Genomic DNA, 22,879 nt, shown 5'->3' with positions numbered 1-22,879 from the left:
CCTATTTCACTGGAATATACATAAACTATTTGTTTAATTTATTCAGCCTTGAAAAGAGGAATTTAAGCAAACGTTTAAGTCATTTCTGAAAAGTAAATATCCTCTAAATTTATTATCTTGAATCAACTGCTACTCTTCTGCTATACATAAACCAATAAATCAAAGGGATAAATGACAATGAAATGAATAAACCTAAGCACATTCCACCTATCACAGAAAGAGCTAAGGGCTTTTGAAGCTCTGCACCAAGTCCAGAAGAAAATAGTATCGGGAAAAGTCCTAAAATAGTAGTCAAGAAAGTCATTAATTGAGATTTTAGCCTACGTTTTCCTGATAGTTTAATGGCATCAATTAAAGACATGGTATCTTTTGAACGATTCATAGTATCAATTTTTAGAATAGAATCATTATCTAAAATTCCAATCAAAACTATCATACCAATTGCGGACATAATATTGATGCTATTTCCTGCAAAAAACAATAGAACCATTGCACCCGTAAGTCCAAAGGCAATCGTTAGCATAACGATTAAAGGTTGTACTAAGGACTCAAATTGAGCAGTGAGGATGAAATAAAGTAATGCTATTGCCACCAAAATAATTATTCCCAATTCCTTCACGAAACCCAAATTACGAAAGTACCCTCCTGTAAAACTCACGCTCAAATTGGCATTTTTCAAGATTGTATTTTGAATTTCACTTTGAGCTTTTGGTATTTCTTGATTAGCCAAATTAAAATCAAAAGGAATAAAATCTCCATTTTTCCCAGAAAAGAAAGATTTGTAATCTTTCTGATTTGAAATACTTATCAGTTCTTTTATCGGTAAAATTTGCCCTTTATTACTGAGGACAGTTGCGTTTTGTATCAAGGCATCAATGTGTTGGGAATTACTGCCTAATAAGATTGGAATATATTTCTGTTCAGCTTTTAAACTTCCCAAATTATTTTCATTAAAAATGGTTTTCAAAACCTCGACAATTCGCTCATAATCAACATCATAATACAATATTTTTTCGGTTAGGACTTGAATATAAACCCTACTTTGCTGAGAGGGGAGTGAAGTTATAAAGCCCTGTTGATTCAATTGATGATAGACTTGTGTTATCATTTGAATATCAGGCACTTCTGCTTTGTTATTGCTCACAATACGTGCTTGTAGTGGTGCTTCTGAGGTATTGAATAAAGCTTCAAATACGTTTTTAGCTGCCCCAAAAGAAGCAATGGCATTAGGGTATTTTACCTTGATTAAATCTTCAACTTCTTTCTTTGTCTGCTCAAATTCTTTGTTACTTTTTACCTTAATACTCAATAGCGATTCATTGAAATTTTGTTGTAATTCTCTATTTAATAAAAATTGTTGCTGCCCAACAAAGGCACTAATAGTCAGGTTTTTATCTGTATTAGGGGCAATTTGATCAATAATTTGATTAACTCTGCGGTTGTTTTCCTCAATGGTAATGGCTTCATTCCAATCAATTTTTGCTTCTAATTCTGTCCTACTGATGATTGGCATTCCTCTTTTGTCCAGGCTTTTGAAAACTGGAATAATAATGACTATTAGCAAGATAAAAAATCCTAACATCAATAGTTTTTGTCTGAATACTAAATTTAACAGACCATCATATATACGTTCAGATTGTCGCATTAACCATGTGATTTTCTTCGGAACAAATCCTTTCAAACGCTCTTCTTTTAGGTAAAATAGCCGATACAATACAGGTATCAATGTGTAGGAACATAACAATGAAATTCCCAGAGATAGTGAAACGGCAATAGCTTGGTCAAAAAATAATGCCCCTGCAATACCACTGATAAAAATGAGGGGTAAAAATACGGCTGAGTTTGTCAGAATGGAGGTAAACAAAGGCATAATAACCTCTTGCGTTCCGTCAATACAGGCTTCGTCAAGTGGATGTCCTTCTTCACGGTATTGCTCAATATTTTCTATAACAATGATGGCAGAGTCAATGATTTCTCCAATTCCCAAAACCAAACCTGCCAATGACACGATGTTGATTGAAATATGGAATAAATAAAAACAAAGAAAAGTAACAACCAACGAAACTGGAATAACAATACCAATGAGAATGGGAGTTTTGAGGTCATTCATAAAAAAAAATATCATCACGAATGTACACAAACCGCCAAACAAGATATTACCAATGAGGTTACTGATGGATAAATCTAATAACTCTGTTTGGTCTTGACTAATGCTAAATTCTAAAGTTGGATAGTCCTCTTTAAAATGTTCTATCTGAGCATTTAATTCTTTTCTGAGTTTGAGTAGCTGTGTATCAGACTGTTTAATAATAGACAGACATACAGCCCTTTTGCCATTGAAAGTATAAAGCCCCCTTAGTTTTTGTTCTTGAATACTAATTTTTGCAAGGTCTTTCAGTTGCAAAACTCGTTCTCCACCTTTCTGAATATCCCCAATTTTTAAATAAATATTTTCAATATCAGCCTGTGTTTTTAGGGTTGAAGCAAAGCGAATATTGTATTGATATTGACCATCCTTCACTAATAAATTGCCTAATTCAATATTATTTTTTTGTAAGGTCTGCGTTAATATTTGCTCCGTAATGCCAAGACTTTGCAGTTTTGAACGGTCTGGAATAATGATTACTTCGGGTTTTGAAAGTCCTGTCATATCCACTAAAGAAACTTCTTTCATTTGTTCAATTCTTCGGCGAAGCACATTCTCACAAAATTCAGAAAGTTGTAAACCCAAACCATCAATTTGCCCTTTTTGAGTAACGTTTAAATTAAAAACTGGAATATCTCCTGCACCCGCTTTGATTACCTTTGGGCGTTCTATTTCACGGGGTAATTGTCCCATGATGCCATCAATTTTTTCATTAGTTTCTATATAGGCAAGATTGATATTTGTACCAAAATCAAAGCGAAGCTTGATAATTGCCAAGCCGTCTTGGGTTTCGGCTTCGAGGTCTGAAAGATGATTTACTTGCTGTAATTGATTTCTAAGGGGTTTTATAATTGTTTTTTGTAGTTCACGAGCAGAAGCATTGGGGTAACTTACCTGCACTGTAATCTCAGGAATGGCAATATCTGGGAGTAGCGAAACTGGAATTTGATTAAATGTAACCAAACCCAAAGCCATTAACGCAAAGGTAGTAATCAGTACGGCTATGGGGCGATGTAAGAGGAAACGAACCATCTAATTTAAGGGTTAAAGATTAGGCATTAGGGCTTAGGAGAATTGCTTTCTAATGCCACCTTCGCATCATGCCCTAAATTCAAATTGCCTTCCACTATTACTTTCTGCCCCACTTTCAAACCCTCAGAAATAGCTACTTCTTGACTGTTTTCGTGGGCTACCGTAACATAATTCCATTTGGCAAGTCCATTTTCATAGACAAAAACTACCTTCTTCCCCGACCTTTCGACTACGGCTTCCTTGGGAATAACGATTTGATTTTGGAGATTTTTCTCAATGATTACTTGGGCATTCATACCCTCCAAGAGATATTGGTCTGGGTTTTGGATTCGTACTTTTATCAAGACCAAACCTTGCTCATTGACCAAAGGGTTAATTTCTGAGACTTTACCCACGTAGTTTCTTTCGGAATATGCCAATGATTTTACCTTAGCAACCTGCCCCAAAGTAATGACTCCTAACTCTGATTCCAAAATTGAAACTTCTACAACCAAACTTTCACGGCTTAATATTGTACAAAAAGGCTCAGTAGCGGGTGTTGTATTGTAGGCTTTGGTTTTGAGGTTCGCAATTACGCCAGCGTAAGGAGCTTTTAAAAAGGTATTTTCTAATTTCAATTGGGCATCTCGTAAATTAGTGAGAGCTTTAGTAAACCCACATTTAGCTTTAATATTTTCCATGATACGGTTTGAAACCGAAGTAGTATCACGGTCTTTGCCACCAAATTCTAATAACAATTTGTTTAGTTCTACTCTTGTATCTTGCAAATGGTCTTGGGCTTGTTGCAAGGTTATGCGTTGTTGGGCATTATCTAAAACTGCCAAAACCTGCCCCGTCTTTACAGTAGCACTGTTTTGAACCATAATTTTCTCAATAATACCCGTAGTTTTAAAATTAATATTTGCTTGTGCAAGGGCTGTTACCTTACCTGTAGCCATTACTTGCAAAGGAAAAGGTTTGATTTTACTTTCTGCTAATTTAACCGTAACCACGTTTTCAGTAGTTTGAGAAATTTTTGATTTTCCTTCTTCTTCTTTTTGGTCAACGCTATTATTAGTTTGACAGGAGGTTAGAATGAATAGTAGATATATTATAAAAATTGTTTTTTGCATCGAGGTGATTATGGCGACTTTTGTAGTGTTAAAATTAAAACGAAGATACAGGTATTTTCTACTTAAAATACTAAAATGCCTTGATAGAGTAAATAGCGAACCTTAGTTAAAATATTTACTTTGAGTTCCTCTAAGGTATTTGTTTTATTGAGTGAATAGATTTCCTCTGATATATTTTCCATAATCTCTTGAACCGTTAATGTATTGCTCTCTATTTGTTGCAAAACATCAATAATCATAATCGTAAAAGTGTCTGATAGTTGCTCTTTTACGGTCATTGACACAGGATAACAAAATAAAACTACTTGAAAATAGGATGGCTCTTGCTCTAAATTTAACCTATAATCAATGCCACTATCTTGTCCTGTAAATTCATTGATTTCTGCCCATTTCCATTCGCTTTCTATCTGGGTAACGTATTCTCCAAAAGTTACAGAACTCAATAAAATTTCTTCATCAGATTTTGATAGAATCTCATTGATTTTCAAAGATTGGATTTTTCGATATTGAACATAATCATTAACAGATGGTAAACTTTGAACAAATTGATATTTTTCTAATTCATACTGAAAAGCATCTCGTAAAATAGTATTCTTTGGATTTTCTGGAAGTGCATTTATTTGTTCAGTTAAAAAGTTAAGAGAAGTTATTTGTAAATTAAGGTTTAAACCTATATACTGATTTATCAAGTCTGTTCTGTAAAAAAATGTTTCTAACGTTTTTGAGTTATTTTCAATAAACAATGAGACTTTTGTTGACTCCAATTCATTGGAAACTTTTATTATTCTCTCGTACAATTCTGGGCTTTCAATGTAAAGCCTTTGAGCCATCTGTTCACAAGATGTATGATTATGTTTATAGTTCATCAAATGAATATAATCCATCTGATTAGGTAATAAATGAAACCCGAATGAATTATATATCCCATTAGCACCTATTTCATCTATGAATTGGTAAGTAACTTTTTGTCCTAAATGTTCCGCTAATTTTAAAAATATAAACTGCTCAACAATTATATTTAAGTAATCTATATTTAATTGATGAAATCTATCTATATTATTTTCAACAAATAAACTACACTCTGTATTCAGAGTTTTAAAGAATTCATAATTGTTCCCTCCCATGATACCAGCATTAACTGCCGATACTCTTCCATTATTATCCTTTTTGAAATAATCAGGAATATTATTGCAGTACCTTAAAACTTCACTGAATCCAGTGAGATAATTAAGGTGGTCATATTCTTTATTTTGAGCAATAAGTGGAGAATTTAGTAGTTCTGACTTGAAAGGACTGAAAAGATAAGCATCACTATCTACGTGAATAAATGGCTCATTTTGAAGAGAGTAAGAATAGAGCTTGCGAAGTACCCAAAGAGGTTTATAAATCGAAGTGAATGTTTCTTGCGACTGACTCACACTTGAGTACGGTAAGTTTAACTTATCTATTAATAATTCCCTTCCATACTCATCAGTTATTAATTCAATACTACTATAATATTTTTTGAAAGACAAAATACTCAATCCCCAACTCATCAAGTGGTATTTTGTAGTTAGCCAGCCTGCTCTTATGTCTTTTTTATCATTTACCCAAAGAGTTTGAACTATTTTCATTTATATTTTTTTTAAGATAATAGGAATCAATCTTATTTGATACTTTTTTGAACCTGATAGAGATTTTTCTTTACATCGTCAGGCACTAAATTATTTTGAGATTCTAAACTACCATTTTTGAGAGTTAATAAAATCAAGTAGTTCTGGCGTAAGCCAATTTTGCTACAAACCTGTTTTGTATCAAAAATAAGATTTTTAGCAGATAATTCATTTTGAGAAAACCGAACTTTTGAACGTTTAAAATCAAAGTCAGAAGTAATAATAAAATATATTTGTCTATTATTGAGATTTTTCTTAGCAAATTGAAATGCTTCATCTATACAATAATGACACCCTTCATTTGGAATAATAAGTATATATCCTGAAAAATCTTCAGAAACATCAGCTTCGTTCTGAATAATTATATCCAATATTTTTTCCTGAGAAATATCACAACTTTGAAAAATGTTTAAACAAAACATCAACACAAAAATTGATTTTATCTTATTTTTTGAGTGTGAAAATACTGTATGATAAATGCTCTTCATCTACTTTGGGGTTTGAAGGGTGATTATTAGAAATATAAAGCCCTTTCTCAGCTACAAATGAATCTATTGCATCGAATGAATTTTTTGGAAATATACCAGACTCTCCCAAGAAATTTAAGTCTGTATCGAATACCTGAATTGAAAATGGCTTGGATATTAGTACATCGTTCATATTACCACTATTTTTCCATTTATCTGTTGGGTGGGCTATAATTCTATAAATTCTATTATTATATCTGTCGGACAAAATTTTCACATAAGAACAATTTTCGGCATAAATTTTAAACATCTCTGTAATAGTGGTGAAATTTTTTTCAAAAACGCCATTTCCTTCTTTTAGATTTATACTTGAAGCTGAAACCTGCTTTCTTTGATTAGTTATTAAATTGAAAGAGTATAAACTATCACTGCCAGGAAAAGTGTAATAAAGTGATTTATTTAATATTGCTACGCTTGGAGTAAAGTGGAATACATCCCAAAAACCACTTCCATCACTCATATTAGTAGGAAATTTAATTGGTAACATTTCATATTTTGAAGTTTCAGTGTTAAGAGCTGTTAAAGCTTTGACATTTAACTGATAATAATTTTCACCCAATTTATTGGTTAAAAGATTGGTTTGGGCAAAAGCAATAACTTTTTTGTCAATCCAAAGTAAACTGGTTGTTGGCTGACCAACTATTCCTCTGGATTTAAGATCTTCATTTTTTGCCATGGAAAAAGTTGACAATTTGCTTCCTCTTTTGTCCAGTATGTATGTTTCAAGAGGATTACTTCCATTTATAATTATGCTATCCTCAGAGACAATATTGACATTTCCAAATGTACCAATACCATCAGGACCTTCTTCTTGCAATCTTATTTTTTTAATTAACGAAGACTTACCCATATTAAAAAAAAGGAGTTCATTATTCAAACTTGGCACAACTAAAACCTCTCCATCTTTCCCTTTATAGTTAAAGTTATAATAGTTACCGACTGCACTTACGGTATTATCAACTGGAATTAATAGTGTATCACTAATAACAAAAATATCTTTCCTTTTTTCCTTTTCCACTTGCTTACAATTAAGTAAAAAACACGAAAGAACACTAATAACGTATATGTATTTCATAATAATATCTGTTTTAAAAAGGGAGAGAAATACTGAATCTCTCCCTATATGCTACTAATAATAGTTAATATGATGCACAATTCCCTAATCTATGAACATAACAGTGGTTCCCATTCCAAAGCATGTTACGACCAGATGCCTGAGCTTCATTAAACATTGAACTAAATCCTATCACACCAGCAGTCATGGAAGCCACCACTACTGCCTTCTTCGCAAATTTTTGATTAATTTTCATTTTCTTAAATATTTTAAAATAAAACATTTTGCAACCTTCCAATATCATCTGCGTCCAGCATATCAAATTCGGCATTTTTGAAAGACGTTTTTCAGAAGCCAAATTTTCAAGCAAAAATGCTAAAATCCAATACCTATTTTGAGACTTAATTGGACTTAATCAGACACGACTTCTTCTCCATGATATTTCTTGATGATTAATTCCACTAATTTTGGTTTTAGTAATGTTCGGGGTTCAACTTTGACACCTTCTTTCTCAAAGAATCTTGAAAGTGTTTTGGAACAAATACCAAGTGTTTCGGCTACTTGATGGCGAGTCATGGGTTTGGATAAATGTGTAGGTTTTGTCATAGTAAAATTTAAATTTTAGGATGTTAGTAGATTAACGATGCTAAAATAAGAAAATTTTATTCAATTTTGGAAAAAATATACACGAATCTTTAAGATTTAGTTTTAATAAAGAGTTTTTTCTACTTCAAATGACATGTAAAATGTTTAAAATGTCTTGAAATAATATAAGTGGGTCAAAATGAGTTTAAGTTTTAAATGTATATTTGTTTCTTTAAATATATTTCTAAACCATGAAAAAATCCTCCTACAGCCTATTAACCTCCTTCGTAGTCCTTAGTATCATAGGCATTGCCCTTATTCCAAAACTTTCTATTCAGCTCAATCCTTCCAAAACATCAGGTAGTATTACGGTTTCTTATTATTGGGGTAGTGTTTCGCCAGAAGTGCTTGAACGTCAAGTGTCTGCTAAGTTAGAAGGTGCATTTAGTACCTTGCAGGGCATTGCCAAATTGAGTTCTGCTTCGGGTTACGGCAATGGGTATATCACCATAGAAATTGATAAATCTGCCGACCTTGACCAATTGCGTTTTGAAGTCGCAACGCTCGTAAGGCAACTGTACCCACAACTACCTAAAGAGGTCAGTTATCCCATTATTAGCCTCAATTCGCCCGACCAAGAAACGCAGCAAAAACCGCTGATGTCATTGCAGTTCAATGGACAAGCCAGTTTGAGTGATTTAAAAGTCTATGCCGAAGAACAATTAAAGCCCAAATTAGCCCAAATTGAAGGAATTTATACCGTAAATGTTTACGGAGGAAATCGCCAAGAATGGGTTTTGACCTATAACAGAAGCCAATTAGAAAACCTGCAAATGTCTGAAAGTGAAATCATTAAAGCCATCAAAAACCAATATCAACAAAGTAGTTTGGGCTTAGTCCGTAATGGCGAAGGGCAACAAATGAACGTCATTTTGAGTCCAAAATCTCAGGATATTCTAAGCCCAAAATCTGTTGAAGAAATTAGTAAAGATTTAGAGAAAATAGCCCTGCCTTTGAGAGAAAAAGACACAAAAAATTTGGGTAGGGTTATTCATCTCTCGGATATTTTGAAGGTCAGTCGCAACGAACAACCCATTGAGGAATTTTATAGAATTAATGGAAAAAATGCCGTTACGTTGGTCATACAGGCAGATATTGGAGCAAATCAGTTAAGTTTATCTAAAGCTATTCGAGTTAAATTGGCGGAGATTGCTAAAACCCTTCCCCCAACCTATCAAACTAATATTGAATACGATGCAACGGAATATATTAGAGAGAATTTAGATAAAATTTGGGTACAATCAGGTCTGGCAATCTTGATTTTGTTGGTTTTTGTAGGGCTTACTACCCGTAGTTGGCGATATACAATGGTAATTTTATTGAGCCTAATCGTTAACTTGGCACTTTCTTTCATTATTTTCTATTTCCTCAAAATCGAGATTCATCTGTACTCTTTGGCTGCCATTACCACATCTCTGGGTATTTTGATAGATAATACAATCGTAATGATTGACCATTATCGCAGATACAAAAATCTAAACGTTTTTATGGCATTATTGGGGGCAACGCTCACAACCATTGCAGGGCTGACGGTTATTTGGTTTCTGCCAGAAGAGACCAAATTAGACCTATTGGATTTTGCCGTAGTGATGATTATTGTCTTGGGAATTTCCTTGCTTGTTGCTCTATTTTTTGTTCCTGCCTTGATAGAAAGAATAGGTATGTCGCCTGATAATCAAGAGATTAAGCGTATAAAAAAGCTAAGAAAAATATCAAAAATGAGTAGAATTTATACAAAAATAATCCTCTTCTTTCTGCGGTTTCGTAAAATATCTTTTGTTCTAATGTTCCTTGCTTTCGGCTTACCTGTCTTTATGTTACCTAATCGTTTGGAAGAAACCCACCCTTTAGCAAAGTATTATAACCCAAGCATCGGAAGCGAATACTATCAAGAAAACATTCAGCCAACTGTCAATAAGGTATTTGGGGGTAGTTTGAGACTATTTGTAAATTATGTTTACGAAAAATCGTATTATTCAAAAAACGAACGAACTTCATTATACGTCAATGCAGGATTACCCAATCAAGCAACTATTGAGCAAATGAACGAATTGTATTTGCGAGTAGAAAGTTATTTGAGCCAATTCAAAGAAATTGACCGTTTTATTACTCGGATTTATAACGGACAGAACGGAAGTATGACCATTTATTTTAAGCCAGAGTATGAAAAAGGTTCGTTTCCTTACATTCTGAAAAATAGAATGATTGCTTTCTCAACAGAAATGAGTGGAATCAATTGGGATATTTATGGAGTTGGTCAGGGATTTAGTCAGAGTTTGGATGAAAATAGCACACCTACTTTCAACGTAATCATGCACGGCTACAATTATAACGAATTGGAACGCCAAGTAACTCTATTGAAAAAGCGTTTAGAGGTTCATCCAAGAATTCAAGAAGTAAATATCAACAAGAGCCTGAATTTTTGGAATAATAAAAGTCTTTATGAATTTGTATTAGAAACCGACCCGAAACACTTAGCCTTATACGGGCGAACCAATGCAGAGGTTTATGAGTATTTACAACGTCAAAATATACGTTCACGCCCCGACATTTATCAATTGATGAATGGTGAATATGAACAAATTAAAGTAGTGCCAGATGATAGTAAGAATTTTGATGTTTGGTCATTGATGAATCAGTCGGTAAAGGTGGAAAAAAATGTGGTAAAACTTTCTGATTTTGCGAAGTCTGAAAAACAGAAAATTAGTCCAGAAATTCATAAGGAAAATCAGGAATATCTCAGAATGGTAAGTTTTGAATATTTTGGGAGTCAAAATTTTGGGGAGAAATTTTTGGATAAAACTCTGGCAGAAATCAGAGCAGAACTGCCCTTGGGTTATACCGTTAAGAAAACGAGCTATGATTGGTACAGTGAAGAAGCCAAACAACAATATTGGCTAATCGGCTTAGTGATAGTGCTGATTTATATAATTTGTGCCATTATTTTTGAGTCATTATTGCAACCCTTAGCGTTGATTATGCTCATACCGATTTCATTTATAGGCGTATTTTTAATATTTTATTGGTTCGATTTTAACTTTGACCAAGGAGGATATGCTTCATTTGTATTGTTAAGTGGTAATGTAGTTTGTGCCGCAATCTTCATTATCGCAGAATTTAATAACTTACAAAAACTACACCCTACCGCAAAACCTTTCAAACTATATATCAAAGCCTATAACCATAAAATCATTCCTATCCTTTTGACAGTTCTCTCTACGGTAGTAGGTTTAATTCCATTTTTGATTTATGGTCAAAATGAAGTCTTTTGGTTTGCTCTCGGTGCAGGAACGATAGGTGGACTGATGATGTCGTTGATTGGGATTATTTTGTATTTGCCTCTGTTTTTGAGGTTTCGGTGAAAGTTACTTTCTATCATTAATTGAATTAAGGCTGAGGTTGAAGAGTATCATTAGCATTTCAAAAATCATAAAAATGCTTATCATTAATTTAATGTGAACCACGTTTCACCATTTTATTATAAAACAAATTGCCCAAATGGGATCCATTTGGGCAAAATATACCACCACCTATTTTAATGAAGAGCTGTCTTTTCAAGAACCTCTCCATTAGCTGCATATTCTTCAAAATTACATTTAAAAAACATAAACTATGAAATAAAGTAAGTAGCTGGTTGTTTTAAAATCGGTTAAAAGTTAAGGGTTTGAATGTATAGTTTTCAGTGTTGTATATTTCGATAACGACCTATTATCGGAATATAGTATCGGGAAATCTGTTATGGTTACATTAAAATATAAAACCCATATTATTCAAAAACACCTCTTGAAACGTTACGTAACGCTTCTTTGTAACGTTACATACCTAAGAAAAATACAAAGATGGAATGTTTTAGCATCACAAAAGCTGATGAGAAATCTTTTCATTTATCGAAGACGTATCAAAGACGTATAGAAGACGCATCGAAGACAAAATGCGTAAAACACTGTCTATTGGCGATTTATCGAAGACGTATCGAAGACAAACAGAAACATTTTCATTTTTCTCTCAGAAAGGATTAAATTTTATTCATTTATTTACTGAATTTTAATGCACTGCTAAACGGCGAGGTATGTTTTGCGAATACAAAAACTATCGTTTTTATACTCGCAAAACCCTCTGACCGCTTTGAGCGGAGCATATTCGCAAACTCATATTTCTTAGAATAATGCTGTTTTCTAATATTTTCTTTGTAAACAGTCTCCGCTGATTTTAGGGCATTTTCTGTTTACATATACTTCTATTTTTCAAAACGGTAAAGATTATGGTTAAACCGTTGGTTTATAGCAGTAAACAAAGGTAAGCAAGGGTATAAACGGGCGTAGAGATGGGTGTTTACGGACGTTTACACGATAAATGCCCAATTTCGTAAACAGGTTGGAAATATCTCTATTGGCTCAATTTGGGGTTTGAGCCAATATTTGAAGACTCGGCAAAGAGCTTTAAGGCGTTAATTTCTTCTGTTTTGATATTAGCCTGTAAACGATTTCATCATTGGGAGAAAATGATGAAGAACGGGCTGTTATACAAATTGCTTTTTCATCAGGAATATACACGGCAATCCGAAAATTTGATTGCTTCGTCATTACATCACAAAAACTTAAACCCAAAGGTCGCAATAGTCGAGATGAGCGAATGTCTTTTTTAAACCTTTTTCCTTCAAAGGTTATTTCTTCATTCTGTCCATTTTCGTCATATTCCACCGCTATAATTCTAATGGCATTTTTGAATTTTAATTTGTACTGGTCATTTATAGTTTGCTCTTTTTCTAAGGTTTGAAGGTGTTGGTATTTCGCTTTTAGTTTGCCATTATTTGTATCCTCTCTGCAATATGAGGAACAGTAAATTTGGTTTTTTCGCTTTGCTTCAAAATCATTCTGACAAGCGGGACTTTTTTTTTGAATAATTCTCATGGATAGTGTTTGATGAATTTTAAAGCCACTCAGAAGGGTTTATCATCTTCATAATCCTCATAAAACATTTTATGAGGATTATGAAGATAATAAGTATTATGCGTATTATGATGAATAATACCCCTAAAAATACTACTCTTTTGGAGAAAGTTTTGAAAATGTAGGAACATATTTGTTTTATGGAGGTTATTGATTGGTATATAGTTACGGAACTATGCACTATTTGGCGGATTGCTATGTTTTTTCTATTTTTATAATTAAATACTATTAAATCAATATCTTATGACTGAAGAACTAACTGCTGGGGGTGCAATTATAGCTTTAATAACCATATTTTTAAAAAACAAAACTGCAAAAGTAATCGGTGCGATATTTTTGACAATCACTGTAATTTTAGCACTTGATATGCTTTTTGGATACACTGAAAGCGATTTTGACACAAAAAAAAGAATTTCAATACAAGAATATACAAAAATGGAAAAAGATAGTCTATCTGATAGTCTTACAAAAGTTTACGCAAAAAATAAGATTGCTGAAATTTATAATAGTGAGCATTATTCTTCTCATTTGTCAAGATTTCTTTTAAAGGTCAAAAACTCTTTCACCCAACCAAGTGTGAATGTTCCACAAACCCAAAAGGCAGAGATGAAAAGTATATATATTGGTAGATATTCCATAATCAATACGGTTGAATTGTTTAGTTTTAAGTTTTTTAGTTCAGCTTGGTTGATGATTATATTGGTATTCTTTCTTAATTTATTCTTTATCACTACCTCTAAAAATATTTTCAAAGGTCTATTTTGTGGTGTATTTTGTTCATTTATTTTGTTGTCAATTGCATTAGGCATTGCAAACTTATGTGATTTGATACCTGTATTTTACAGCATTTACTTAAACTACTTTATTAATTTTCTAATAGGAATATTGTTTCCCTATTTGATTATTGACACTTGTGTTACATTCAAAATACAATACGATGAATTTATTCAAGAAAATAGATTGAATTTTCCTAATGCAGATGATTATGACAACTTCTTTGACTATATAAAAGCAAGGATTAAAGAAGTTAATAGAAAATTACGACCCCACTAAATTGCCACTTTTAGCTCTTTTCTTCCCTATCCTAACATTAATCATCTTTGAATCCACTTGTTTTGGAGTAAAATCAAGAGGTAACATTGAATTAAAGACTAACGTTTCAAACATATCATCAAATTTCCGATTATTGTATTTGAAGCAAAATTCATCAATATAATTTGGCAGGTATTTCTCGCTAACACTGTGATATTGTCCTATTATTCCACGTTTAATAATAGCCCAAAACGATTCTATACTATTGGTATTTAATCCTTTGTATGAATACATTTTATCATGGTCTATAACTATTCGCTCCATGATTGCATCAAAACGGTCATAAGCCTTATAAGCATCTGTTAGCAAAACACTATCAGGCATATTGACGTATTGCTCAACCATTGGTCTAATATGAGCAAAATCCGTAACCTGCATAACTTCTGCAACGACATTCCCTGACCGAGAAACAATGCCGACAACAGGAATTTTAGAAGTTCCTCTTCCTCTGGGTGCATTTTCAATCAATCCTTTTTTCTTATACGCATTAGGATTTTCAAAAGAGTGCTTTTCTCCAATTTTTGCTAACTTTTCATCTAAGTATTGATGAGCAAAAGGTTCTTTGTCTTTGAATTTTGCAGACTGATATTTACGGGGTTTTCCTCCTATATAAGTCTCGTCAATTTCAACAATCCCCTTTAAAATAATATTTCCATCACTCATAAACTCTCGTATTTTGTGATACATTGACCAAGCAGTACGGTAATTAACTCCTAAATTCCTATGAAGTTGTAATGCTGAAATACCTTTTTTTGCATCAGTAATTAAAGCGAAGGCAAATAGCCATTTTCTTAAAGAAAGGTTAGTATTTTCTAATGAAGTACCAACTGTTACTGAAAATCTACACTCACAATTATTACAATAATATCTAAAATCAGCATAACGTTTACTTATTCTATCAGAACCACAATGAGAACATCTTGTATTTTTACCCCACCGTACAAACTCGAAATAATCGGTTACACTTTCTTCTGTGGGGAAATTTTCGGAAATTTGAAATATATTCATATTTTGATAAATAAGGGTTAAAATGGGCAAATTAAGCTATTTTCACTGCTCCGCCAAATAGTGCATAGTTCCGTATAGTTATCTAAGTTATGATAAAATAATTTATACTTTGATTAGCAAACTACAATATTATACTTTCAACCTCTTTATTGATGCTTATAGAGCGTGTTTTGCCAAACCTCAAAACCACTTTGGGTGTCCATTTAAACGTGCGTTTGATTGGACTGAGTAAATTTTGGTATTCCATCGGTTATTTTAAACGCAATACTCGTCTTGGTTCTAATTCTGAATCGTAGAATCACGTCTTGGTTCTTAGATGCTGGTTCTTGATTCTTGGGATTCTGATTGTTGATTCTTGGGATTCTGGTTCTTGATTCTGATTCTTGGTTCTTGGGATTCTGAATCTGATTCTTGGATTCTGGTTCTTGGTTCTTAAATTCTGAATCTTGGAATCACGCTCTGGTTCTCGATTCTTGGAATTCCGATTCTGATTCTTAGATTCTAATATTGGACTGACCATTAAGCAGGTTCTAAAATCCCCAACTTATTATTTCAAGCTTTCCAAAAAATGAATTAGTTGACGTATGTGCATTAAGGTTCATTCACTTTCTGAGGTTTTATGCCTGACCGTTTGATAAATCTGAAATACCTTTATTGGATAAATCACTTATCTTACGAATCAAACTATTTCTACTGTATCAAAACTACCCTTGAATTTACCCTATGAGAGGACTCAACAAAGTAACACTGATTGGCAATTTGGGCAACGACCCCATCATCCAAAATCTCGAAGGCAATGTAAAAGTTGCCAAATTTTCCTTAGCCACTTCTGAACATTATAAAGATGCTAACGGACAAAATCAATCAAATACCGACTGGCATAATGTTGTATTATGGCGAGGTTTGGCAGACCTTGCCGAAAAGTATCTGCACAAAGGCAGTTTAATTTATCTGGAAGGGAAACTCAAAAACAGAACTTACGACGACAAAGACGGACAAAAACGCTATGTTACCGAAGTCATTGCCGAGAGTTTTTTGATGCTCGATAAAGCAAGTCATGAAGCCCATTAAGGGCTTTATGACCCTTTTTTATTGCGTCTATCCAACCATATCATTGTATAACCGCCAAAAATGAAGATTTCCAAGATAATTCATAAAGGTCAATCTCGCATTAAAGTTGATTTTCCGTATAATCAACATTTTACCGCCATTATCAAGCAAATTAAAGATGCTCGGTGGAGCCAAAACCTAAAAACTTGGCATATTCCTGATGAGAAAAAAAGTTTTTATAAGCTAAAAGCCCTTTTCCCTGAAATCAGCTTTGTACAGGAACAGGAAATACTTACTTCAGGTACTCAAGTAATTGAGAATAAAAATTCAGAATTGCCTGACAATAAGCAGTTTGAAAAAAATCCAACGATTTTATTAACCTTTGATAAAACAAAAATTTATGTGGAAGTTATTGGCAGAAAAATTTTGGTCAAAATGCCGAAAAACGATGTTGATGTAAAATTTATCTTGACTATTCGATACAGTAAATGGGAAAAAGAACAGTATTTTTGGAGTATTCCCAACTACCCCGGCAACCTCGAAATGATAGTCAACTATTTTGGCAATCGGCTCCATGACCTAAAAGTACATGAAGAGATAGAAAACCCAATTCCAAACAGTAAAGAAAAAGTAACATTTTCTAAAAACGAAGTATTAATTTTCAAGACCAGCACTAAGCGTTTGAAGGTTATTTTCGGCTACAATCCCGAACTCTCAAAAGCCTTAAAATCAATCCCTTATCATGTTTGGGATGTTAAAAATAAATGGTGGACAGTTCCTTATACCGAACAGTTTTTGGAGGAAATTAAGCGACAAATTAAATTACTCAATTTGACTCTTCGCTACGAAGAACAGGAACCACAAAGCGACAAAGTAAGTCGGATAAACCCTTATAAATTAGCTAATTACCGCTATTGTCCAGAGGATTATTCTATGAAATTAGTGGAATTACGTTATAGCCAAAAAACGATCAAATTATACACAGGTTTATTTGAGGAGTTTATCAATTATTACCCAACCTGCGATATAAAAACGATTGATGAACCCATGATTATCAAGTTTTTGAGATACTTAGTCACAGAACGAAAAATATCCATTACCTACCAAAATCAGTCCATTAATGCCATCAAATTCTATTATGAAAAAGTATTGGGCGGTCAACGAAAGTTCTATTTCATCGACCGTCCCAAAAAAGAAAAAGCATTACCATCCGTCTTGAGTACAGAAGAGGTAAAAGCTATTTTGAATGCCACTGAAAATATCAAACACAAAGCCATTTTAATGACCATTTATTCGGCAGGATTACGTATCAGCGAAGCGATAAATCTAAAAATCAAAGACATAGATTCAGAAAGAATGCAAGTCAGAATTGAACAAGCAAAGGGTAAAAGAGATAGATACACCCTTTTGTCAGAGAAAACACTCCACATTTTAAGAGCATATTTCAAAGAGTATCGACCACAGATTTGGCTTTTTGAGGGTCTAAAACTCGGAGAACAATATTCTACAAGGAGTATTCAGAATATTTTCCATGCCTCCGTACAAAAGGCAGGCATTATCAAAGACGTAAGTGTGCATACGTTACGACATAGTTTCGCAACACATTTACTTGAAAATGGTACAGATATACGGTACATTCAAAGTCTTTTAGGGCATTCCAGTTCAAAGACCACAGAGATTTATACCCATATCACAACCAAAGGTTTTGACCAAATAAAAAGTCCTTTGGATAAATTGGACATTTAGAAAAAAATACGTAGTTTTAAAAATAAATCTGCACCAAACAAAAATCAAAAAAGGTTCAGATACATGCGATATAACTGCCATAAACTATAAAAAAACAGTGCCTATGGCGGTTATACGCTCGTTGGTGGCAACCGCAACGGAAAAAACAGAACTTCCTTGAAAATGCTTTTAACTCACCCTGTTCATCAAGGTGGTGGACAGCCTTTTATTTAAATAATGTTCAAAATGGCACAAAAATCTCAAAAATGTAAAAATTGTGGACGTGTAACTGTTCATCAAGAATTTGATGACAAAGCTCTTTCAACAGCCAAAATCGTAGGTGGCTATCTTCTAACAGGTGGACTTTCTATGCTTTTAACAGGAGTTAGAAAAGGTAAAAACTACTATTGTTGTATTTGTGGAACTGTTAACTAAATATTTAGAATGGGACTTTTCGATTTATTTTCGCAAAACTATAAAGATGGTCATGTTAGCGACCCGAAAGCATTTATTGATAAATACAAAATTGTTTATGTACATAGAAGCAATGGTCGTAACACAAGTTATCAACAGAGACAAGAAGCCATTAAATATGTCAAAGAGATTGCCAAATATCTTTTAAATAATCAAATACCATGTAGAGTTGAGGATATTATAAAAATACAGGGTGCTACATACTACAATTCCAACGAAATAAGTATTGAAAACCAAGTGAGGTCTCACATATTAGAATGGGATATTTATCACAATTATTGGCAAGATTTTAAAGGAGACAAAGAACTATCATCAAAGATTTTGGTTCTTATGGCTGTATCAGCTTCGAGCCATAATTACGATAGATTAAAATGGTTACAAGAAGCACGAGCAATTTACCCTAATAAAGGGGAAGCATCTATTGCTATGAGGGATGTTTTTCCTCAGCACTTTGACGCATATCAGAGAAATGCAGTTATAGATAATTTAGTGTCATTAACTAATAAATCACTTCCAGCTTGGGAGGCATTCCAATGGGCTTTATCTTACTCAAAGAGTTTCAAATCAGTACCTTTCAGAGAAGAGGTGCTTTTAGAAATTTTCAGAATTGTTATAACCAAGTCTTCATACAAATCAAATGATTTTCAAAATGTTTCGTTAACAACTAATGAGAAAATGGAGTTTTTTATGGAGATTTTAGACCATATAAACGATGGTCATTTTAAAAAAACATCCAAAATAATTAGTGCAATTGAACGTGTCATATATGAATTCAATTTATTACAAGCAAATTCATACAACCTATATTTTGATAATTATATTCCCGATATTATTGGTCGTTTTGACAATAACGATTATAACGACTCATACGTCAAAACGTTCATTACTTATGCAAGAAGTAAGAACCTTATTTGATTTACGTTATCAGAAAAAATAATTTTGTTACTTAAAACCAATTTCAATGAGATATATATTTGGATTTTTGGATAAATGGTTATCAGTTTTTTTCTTATCAATTTTGATATTATTTTTCTGGGGATTATCAAAATGTTCCGATGACGAGTCAGTAAAAATTGAAGAACAAAAATCTGAATTACCCTTAATAAACCCCGATGGTTCTATAAATATAAAAATAAATGAATCATTTCAACATCCAGAATCGGGTTTGATAATCGGATTTGATAATGGTGCAGGCAACCTCTATAATGTTTCATTACCTAAATCTGGCACTTCAATGGAGGTACTTTTCATTGGAAACAGTTTTGATTTTGAAGATAAAAACGATAATAAGTATAAATGCACCTTACTCGCCTACAATACAACATTAGAAGTTGCCACAATAGTAATAAAAAGAGAACAGGCAGTTGAGAAAAAAAATGAATATGAGGTTAAAGCAAAGGAAAATGAGTATATATATTATGCTGTAAATAGCGAGTCTTTTCATGACGGAAAATTTGAAACTCAGTTAAGGATTATTGACTTGTACGTTAATAGTGATGATAATAAAATTCTTGGACAATTTTATATTTGCTCTGATGGGGTAGATTATGGTGAGCGTGATTTATATATGTACGATAAGTTTAAATATGATTGTGGGAATTACTCATATGAGGTGAGTGTATTGAAAATATTTAAACAAAATTATTCAGCAGAAAGCGATTTCTTTGACATTAAAATTGATGGTAAAGTTTATCAATTACCCACAGACAAAGATTCTGCGATATTAAAGATAACTAAACTGAAAAAAGAAAAAAAAGAAGATATTTATGAAGAAGGACAAGTTTTAGATGGTTCTTCTACCTCTATGTAAAGGTAAATAAAATTAAATTGAAACTTGTTTGGACGATGGGCGATGTGAAAGATTTTACTACTGTGCGTTTTGTTTCAACTTACTTTAAATGGACTCATTGCTCGACACTTTACTCATGGACACTTGACAGGTGAGGAAAAGCGGCAGCCACCAACATAGTATTTATGAAAAAGGGGGCGGACGGAAGTAATTGAACATGAGTATATTAATAAACATTTACACCGTCGGACGGAAACCTATGAAGCAGTTGGAAGTAACTCAACTTTGGAACAAAACCCAGCACCAGTTACGGGCGGACGAGTTCCAAATCCCCCCTTCTTCATAAATACTTGTACGTTGGCGGAAAATTTAAAACTCCCTCGTGGGACAGTTTACTCCTCAACTGAAACTTTTAATTTTTAAAATAATTATGAAACATAATGCCCAAATCACGTTCTACAAGTGCGTACAAGATTCGCAAGAATTTGGCAGCGACAACGAACACGCAGTTTCAAGAGTTTTCTTCACGGTTACAGTTAATGGCAAAACTTTTGACTACCATTGCGACATTCGACAAGACTATGGCAGTAGTTTCTCTTATGAAACTGACCCATTACAAGTAAGCAATCCTTTTTCTAAACACGACCATATCAACTACGAACACTTCAGAAGTAGCGTAGAGGCATATTATAGAAGTTGCGTAGGGGCTTCTGGAAACGGTATTAAAATTGTGGGTGCTTCCAATATCAGAATGACTAACAATACTTTTGGAAAAGTACACTCAATTACTATTGAAACAAGTGAGAATAGCCCAGCTTGGTAAGCTCTTCTTTATTTATCTTTTCCAATGGGATTATCAAATATGAATCCATGTGTAAAGAAAATAGCCCGTTTCCAACTTGACAGTATGGACTGCCGTCCTGACTTTCTCTTGCGACAATCACATTATTATCAAAAAATGAACCATGAGGGTTTTTGACTGTATTTGACATAATTTTTATTTTTAAATTTTAAACACATAGACAATGCAAAAAGTAATTTCAGTAAATATCAACGCAACACCAGAAATGGATAGCAACGGAAAAACGCATTTTTCCGAACACGAATACCCACAACTTAATAAGTATCTAAGTGAAGGGTACAAAGTTGTTCAGTTTTACCAAATTGCACCAAGCAATACTTTATATTGTTCAACGCTGACTTTTGTTTTAGAGAAATAGCGTTTTTGAACGGTAGATTACAACGCCAAAAAAGTAAAGGACAACGTTCTTTTCCTTGTAACCTGCACAATCAAAGGATTTTTGAATTTCAGTTTGTTTCTTAAACATAATTTTAGTTTTTGGATAACGTCCGACATAACGCATCCCCCCGTGGGACAGTCTCGCTCGGACTACGATAATAAATCTTCCGCCAACATAGTATTTATGAAAAAGGGGGCTGACGTAAGTTATTGAACATTAGTACATTAATAAACATTTGCACCGTCGGACGGAAACCTATTAAGCAGTTGGAAGTTATTCAACATTGGAACAAAACACGGCAACAGTTACGGACTGACGAGTTCCAAATTCCCCCTTCTTCATAAATACTTTTTCGTTGTGCGTGATTAAAAGAAAGACCGCAAAAACGAAATTTCACGTTCAAGATGGGCTATTCTTTTTTGCTTATATTCTTCAAAAACCTCTTTTATTTTTGAAGAATATGGAATACAATCCATAAATCCATCTTCAATTTTTGAGAGTGGACTTTGTGTTTTAAGTCCAATTTTTAGCGAAAACTCTCTTTGAGTTAATCCCATTTCAAGACGCATTTTTTTTACTTGCTGACCAGTCATTTTAATTATATTTTACCGTTTGACAATTTATTTAATAGACAATTAATCATAATTGAAGGTCGCCATTCGTTAGAATTAGGCTTAAATTGATGGTGATACCAACATAAAATTAACATTTGACCAACTCCACCCTGACAAATTTTATTCCAGCCCCTACCACCTTTATACCATTTTTGATATGAAAAATCCCTTTGTTCTTTCGTAAAATCTCGTTTAGCTCGAAATTCTACCCAAGTATCAATTTGCTTTTTCTGTTCGGGCGACAACTTAACCACGCCCAACATAGTATTGGCAAGATTGGGGGCTGACGGAAGTGATTGAATATTTGTACTCATTTTAGCTTTTGTTTCGGCTGATGGAACGCATCCCAACAGCGGTAAATATTAGTTTTTCAATTTAGCATCAGTTCGGGCGAGACGTTTTCAAAGCCCCCAACCTCGCCAATACTTTTTCGTTAGCGGTAATTCCCCCTACTCAAAAAAACGAGTTGCAAAAGCAGGCTAACGTTTGTACGTTTACGACACAAAGAGAAATAGACCGATTTAAAATTGGTGTTCGTAGCCCGATGGCCATTCCGGTTGAGATGTATCGTGTTCTATAATCTTTTTATAGAGCTTGTGTTGCAATCATTGGTGGCATTTATTTGACCCCGTTCAGAATATTGATAAACCTTTATATACATCTTCTTTGTATTTTTTTCATCAAAAACAACAAGAAGATGCAACAGAAAACCAAACAAAAGAAACCCAAAACCGTCAGTTTTCCTATTATTTACCCCAATGCAGCGGGT

22 protein-coding genes are annotated in these 22,879 nt (G+C 33.4%); 10 read left to right on the top strand and 12 right to left on the bottom strand.

Annotation, left to right across the window (positions count from 1 at the left end; translation table 11 throughout):
* Positions 1–112 precede the first annotated feature (112 nt).
* The 7 genes from LV89_RS22445 to LV89_RS22415 form a co-directional block, all read right to left on the bottom strand.
* The gene (locus tag LV89_RS22445) at positions 113–3,178 is read right to left on the bottom strand and encodes an efflux RND transporter permease subunit (protein WP_109745174.1); all 3,066 of its coding nucleotides are present in this window, start codon (positions 3,176–3,178) and stop codon (positions 113–115) included.
* A 26-nt stretch (positions 3,179–3,204) separates the two neighbouring features.
* Positions 3,205–4,290 (bottom strand): efflux RND transporter periplasmic adaptor subunit, encoded by a 1,086-nt coding sequence (locus tag LV89_RS22440; protein WP_109745173.1) that lies wholly within the window; start codon positions 4,288–4,290, stop codon positions 3,205–3,207.
* A 62-nt stretch (positions 4,291–4,352) separates the two neighbouring features.
* Complete coding sequence (locus tag LV89_RS22435; RefSeq protein WP_109745172.1) at positions 4,353–5,903, bottom strand: DUF6734 family protein; 1,551 nt, start codon at positions 5,901–5,903, stop codon at positions 4,353–4,355.
* A gap of 32 nt (positions 5,904–5,935) precedes the next feature.
* Positions 5,936–6,313: a hypothetical protein gene (locus LV89_RS22430; protein WP_146199240.1), complete on the bottom strand. Its 378-nt coding sequence runs from the start codon at positions 6,311–6,313 to the stop codon at positions 5,936–5,938.
* Positions 6,314–6,386: 73 nt separating this feature from the next.
* Positions 6,387–7,544: a DUF4221 family protein gene (locus LV89_RS22425; protein WP_109745170.1), complete on the bottom strand. Its 1,158-nt coding sequence runs from the start codon at positions 7,542–7,544 to the stop codon at positions 6,387–6,389.
* Between the two features lie 64 nt (positions 7,545–7,608).
* The gene (locus tag LV89_RS25380; RefSeq protein ID WP_158279667.1) at positions 7,609–7,779 is read right to left on the bottom strand and encodes a hypothetical protein; all 171 of its coding nucleotides are present in this window, start codon (positions 7,777–7,779) and stop codon (positions 7,609–7,611) included.
* A 155-nt stretch (positions 7,780–7,934) separates the two neighbouring features.
* Entirely contained in the window at positions 7,935–8,129 is a 195-nt protein-coding gene (locus LV89_RS22415; protein ID WP_109745168.1) for a hypothetical protein, read from the bottom strand.
* Between the two features lie 230 nt (positions 8,130–8,359).
* On the opposite strand from LV89_RS22415, the gene LV89_RS22410 reads away from it, so the two are divergent.
* On the top strand, positions 8,360–11,530 hold the full coding sequence (locus LV89_RS22410; protein ID WP_109745167.1) for an efflux RND transporter permease subunit: 3,171 nt from the start codon (positions 8,360–8,362) through the stop codon (positions 11,528–11,530).
* Positions 11,531–12,607: 1,077 nt separating this feature from the next.
* Here the strand turns inward: LV89_RS22410 and LV89_RS22405 are convergent.
* Positions 12,608–13,078, bottom strand: coding sequence for a hypothetical protein (locus tag LV89_RS22405; protein ID WP_109745166.1), 471 nt, complete (start codon positions 13,076–13,078; stop codon positions 12,608–12,610).
* A 282-nt stretch (positions 13,079–13,360) separates the two neighbouring features.
* Between LV89_RS22405 and LV89_RS22400 the strand changes: the two genes are divergently transcribed.
* Positions 13,361–14,170, top strand: coding sequence for a hypothetical protein (locus LV89_RS22400; RefSeq protein WP_109745165.1), 810 nt, complete (start codon positions 13,361–13,363; stop codon positions 14,168–14,170).
* Here LV89_RS22400 and LV89_RS22395 read toward each other — a convergent pair.
* Positions 14,156–15,217 carry an IS1595 family transposase gene (locus tag LV89_RS22395; RefSeq protein ID WP_109745164.1) on the bottom strand — a complete coding sequence of 354 codons (1,062 nt, stop codon included), beginning with the start codon at positions 15,215–15,217 and terminating at the stop codon, positions 14,156–14,158. The two genes, LV89_RS22400 and LV89_RS22395, sit on opposite strands and share 15 nt — an antisense overlap.
* 152 nt (positions 15,218–15,369) lie before the next feature.
* Here LV89_RS22395 and LV89_RS25370 point away from each other — a divergent pair, with 152 nt between their 5' ends.
* The 8 genes from LV89_RS25370 to LV89_RS22360 all read left to right on the top strand — a co-directional run bounded on the left by LV89_RS25370 (position 15,370) and on the right by LV89_RS22360 (position 21,475).
* A complete protein-coding gene (locus LV89_RS25370; RefSeq protein ID WP_158279665.1) occupies positions 15,370–15,513 on the top strand; it encodes a hypothetical protein in 144 nt (47 codons plus the stop codon).
* 427 nt (positions 15,514–15,940) lie between these two features.
* A complete protein-coding gene (locus tag LV89_RS22390; RefSeq protein ID WP_109745163.1) occupies positions 15,941–16,288 on the top strand; it encodes a single-stranded DNA-binding protein in 348 nt (115 codons plus the stop codon).
* 60 nt (positions 16,289–16,348) lie between these two features.
* A complete protein-coding gene (locus LV89_RS22385) occupies positions 16,349–18,013 on the top strand; it encodes a tyrosine-type recombinase/integrase (protein WP_229201580.1) in 1,665 nt (554 codons plus the stop codon).
* A gap of 225 nt (positions 18,014–18,238) precedes the next feature.
* Positions 18,239–18,427, top strand: coding sequence for a hypothetical protein (locus LV89_RS22380; protein WP_146199239.1), 189 nt, complete (start codon positions 18,239–18,241; stop codon positions 18,425–18,427).
* Positions 18,428–18,436: 9 nt separating this feature from the next.
* On the top strand, positions 18,437–19,381 hold the full coding sequence (locus LV89_RS22375; protein ID WP_109745161.1) for a hypothetical protein: 945 nt from the start codon (positions 18,437–18,439) through the stop codon (positions 19,379–19,381).
* A gap of 46 nt (positions 19,382–19,427) precedes the next feature.
* On the top strand, positions 19,428–20,276 hold the full coding sequence (locus LV89_RS22370) for a hypothetical protein (RefSeq protein ID WP_109745160.1): 849 nt from the start codon (positions 19,428–19,430) through the stop codon (positions 20,274–20,276).
* Positions 20,277–20,685: 409 nt separating this feature from the next.
* Entirely contained in the window at positions 20,686–21,078 is a 393-nt protein-coding gene (locus LV89_RS22365) for a hypothetical protein (protein WP_109745159.1), read from the top strand.
* A gap of 202 nt (positions 21,079–21,280) precedes the next feature.
* Entirely contained in the window at positions 21,281–21,475 is a 195-nt protein-coding gene (locus LV89_RS22360; protein ID WP_109745158.1) for a hypothetical protein, read from the top strand.
* Between the two features lie 386 nt (positions 21,476–21,861).
* Here LV89_RS22360 and LV89_RS22355 read toward each other — a convergent pair whose 3' ends face one another.
* The 3 genes from LV89_RS22355 to LV89_RS25635 form a co-directional block, all read right to left on the bottom strand.
* Positions 21,862–22,089: a helix-turn-helix domain-containing protein gene (locus LV89_RS22355; RefSeq protein ID WP_109745157.1), complete on the bottom strand. Its 228-nt coding sequence runs from the start codon at positions 22,087–22,089 to the stop codon at positions 21,862–21,864.
* 5 nt (positions 22,090–22,094) lie between these two features.
* A complete protein-coding gene (locus LV89_RS22350) occupies positions 22,095–22,424 on the bottom strand; it encodes a hypothetical protein (protein ID WP_109745156.1) in 330 nt (109 codons plus the stop codon).
* A 260-nt stretch (positions 22,425–22,684) separates the two neighbouring features.
* Positions 22,685–22,879 (bottom strand): hypothetical protein (locus tag LV89_RS25635; RefSeq protein ID WP_211321257.1); only part of this gene is annotated, 195 nt, incomplete at its 5' end.

It is taken from the genome of Arcicella aurantiaca, from assembly GCF_003148625.1.
Lineage (GTDB): Bacteria > Bacteroidota > Bacteroidia > Cytophagales > Spirosomataceae > Arcicella > Arcicella aurantiaca.
This window is presented reverse-complemented; position numbering and strand designations above follow the sequence as displayed.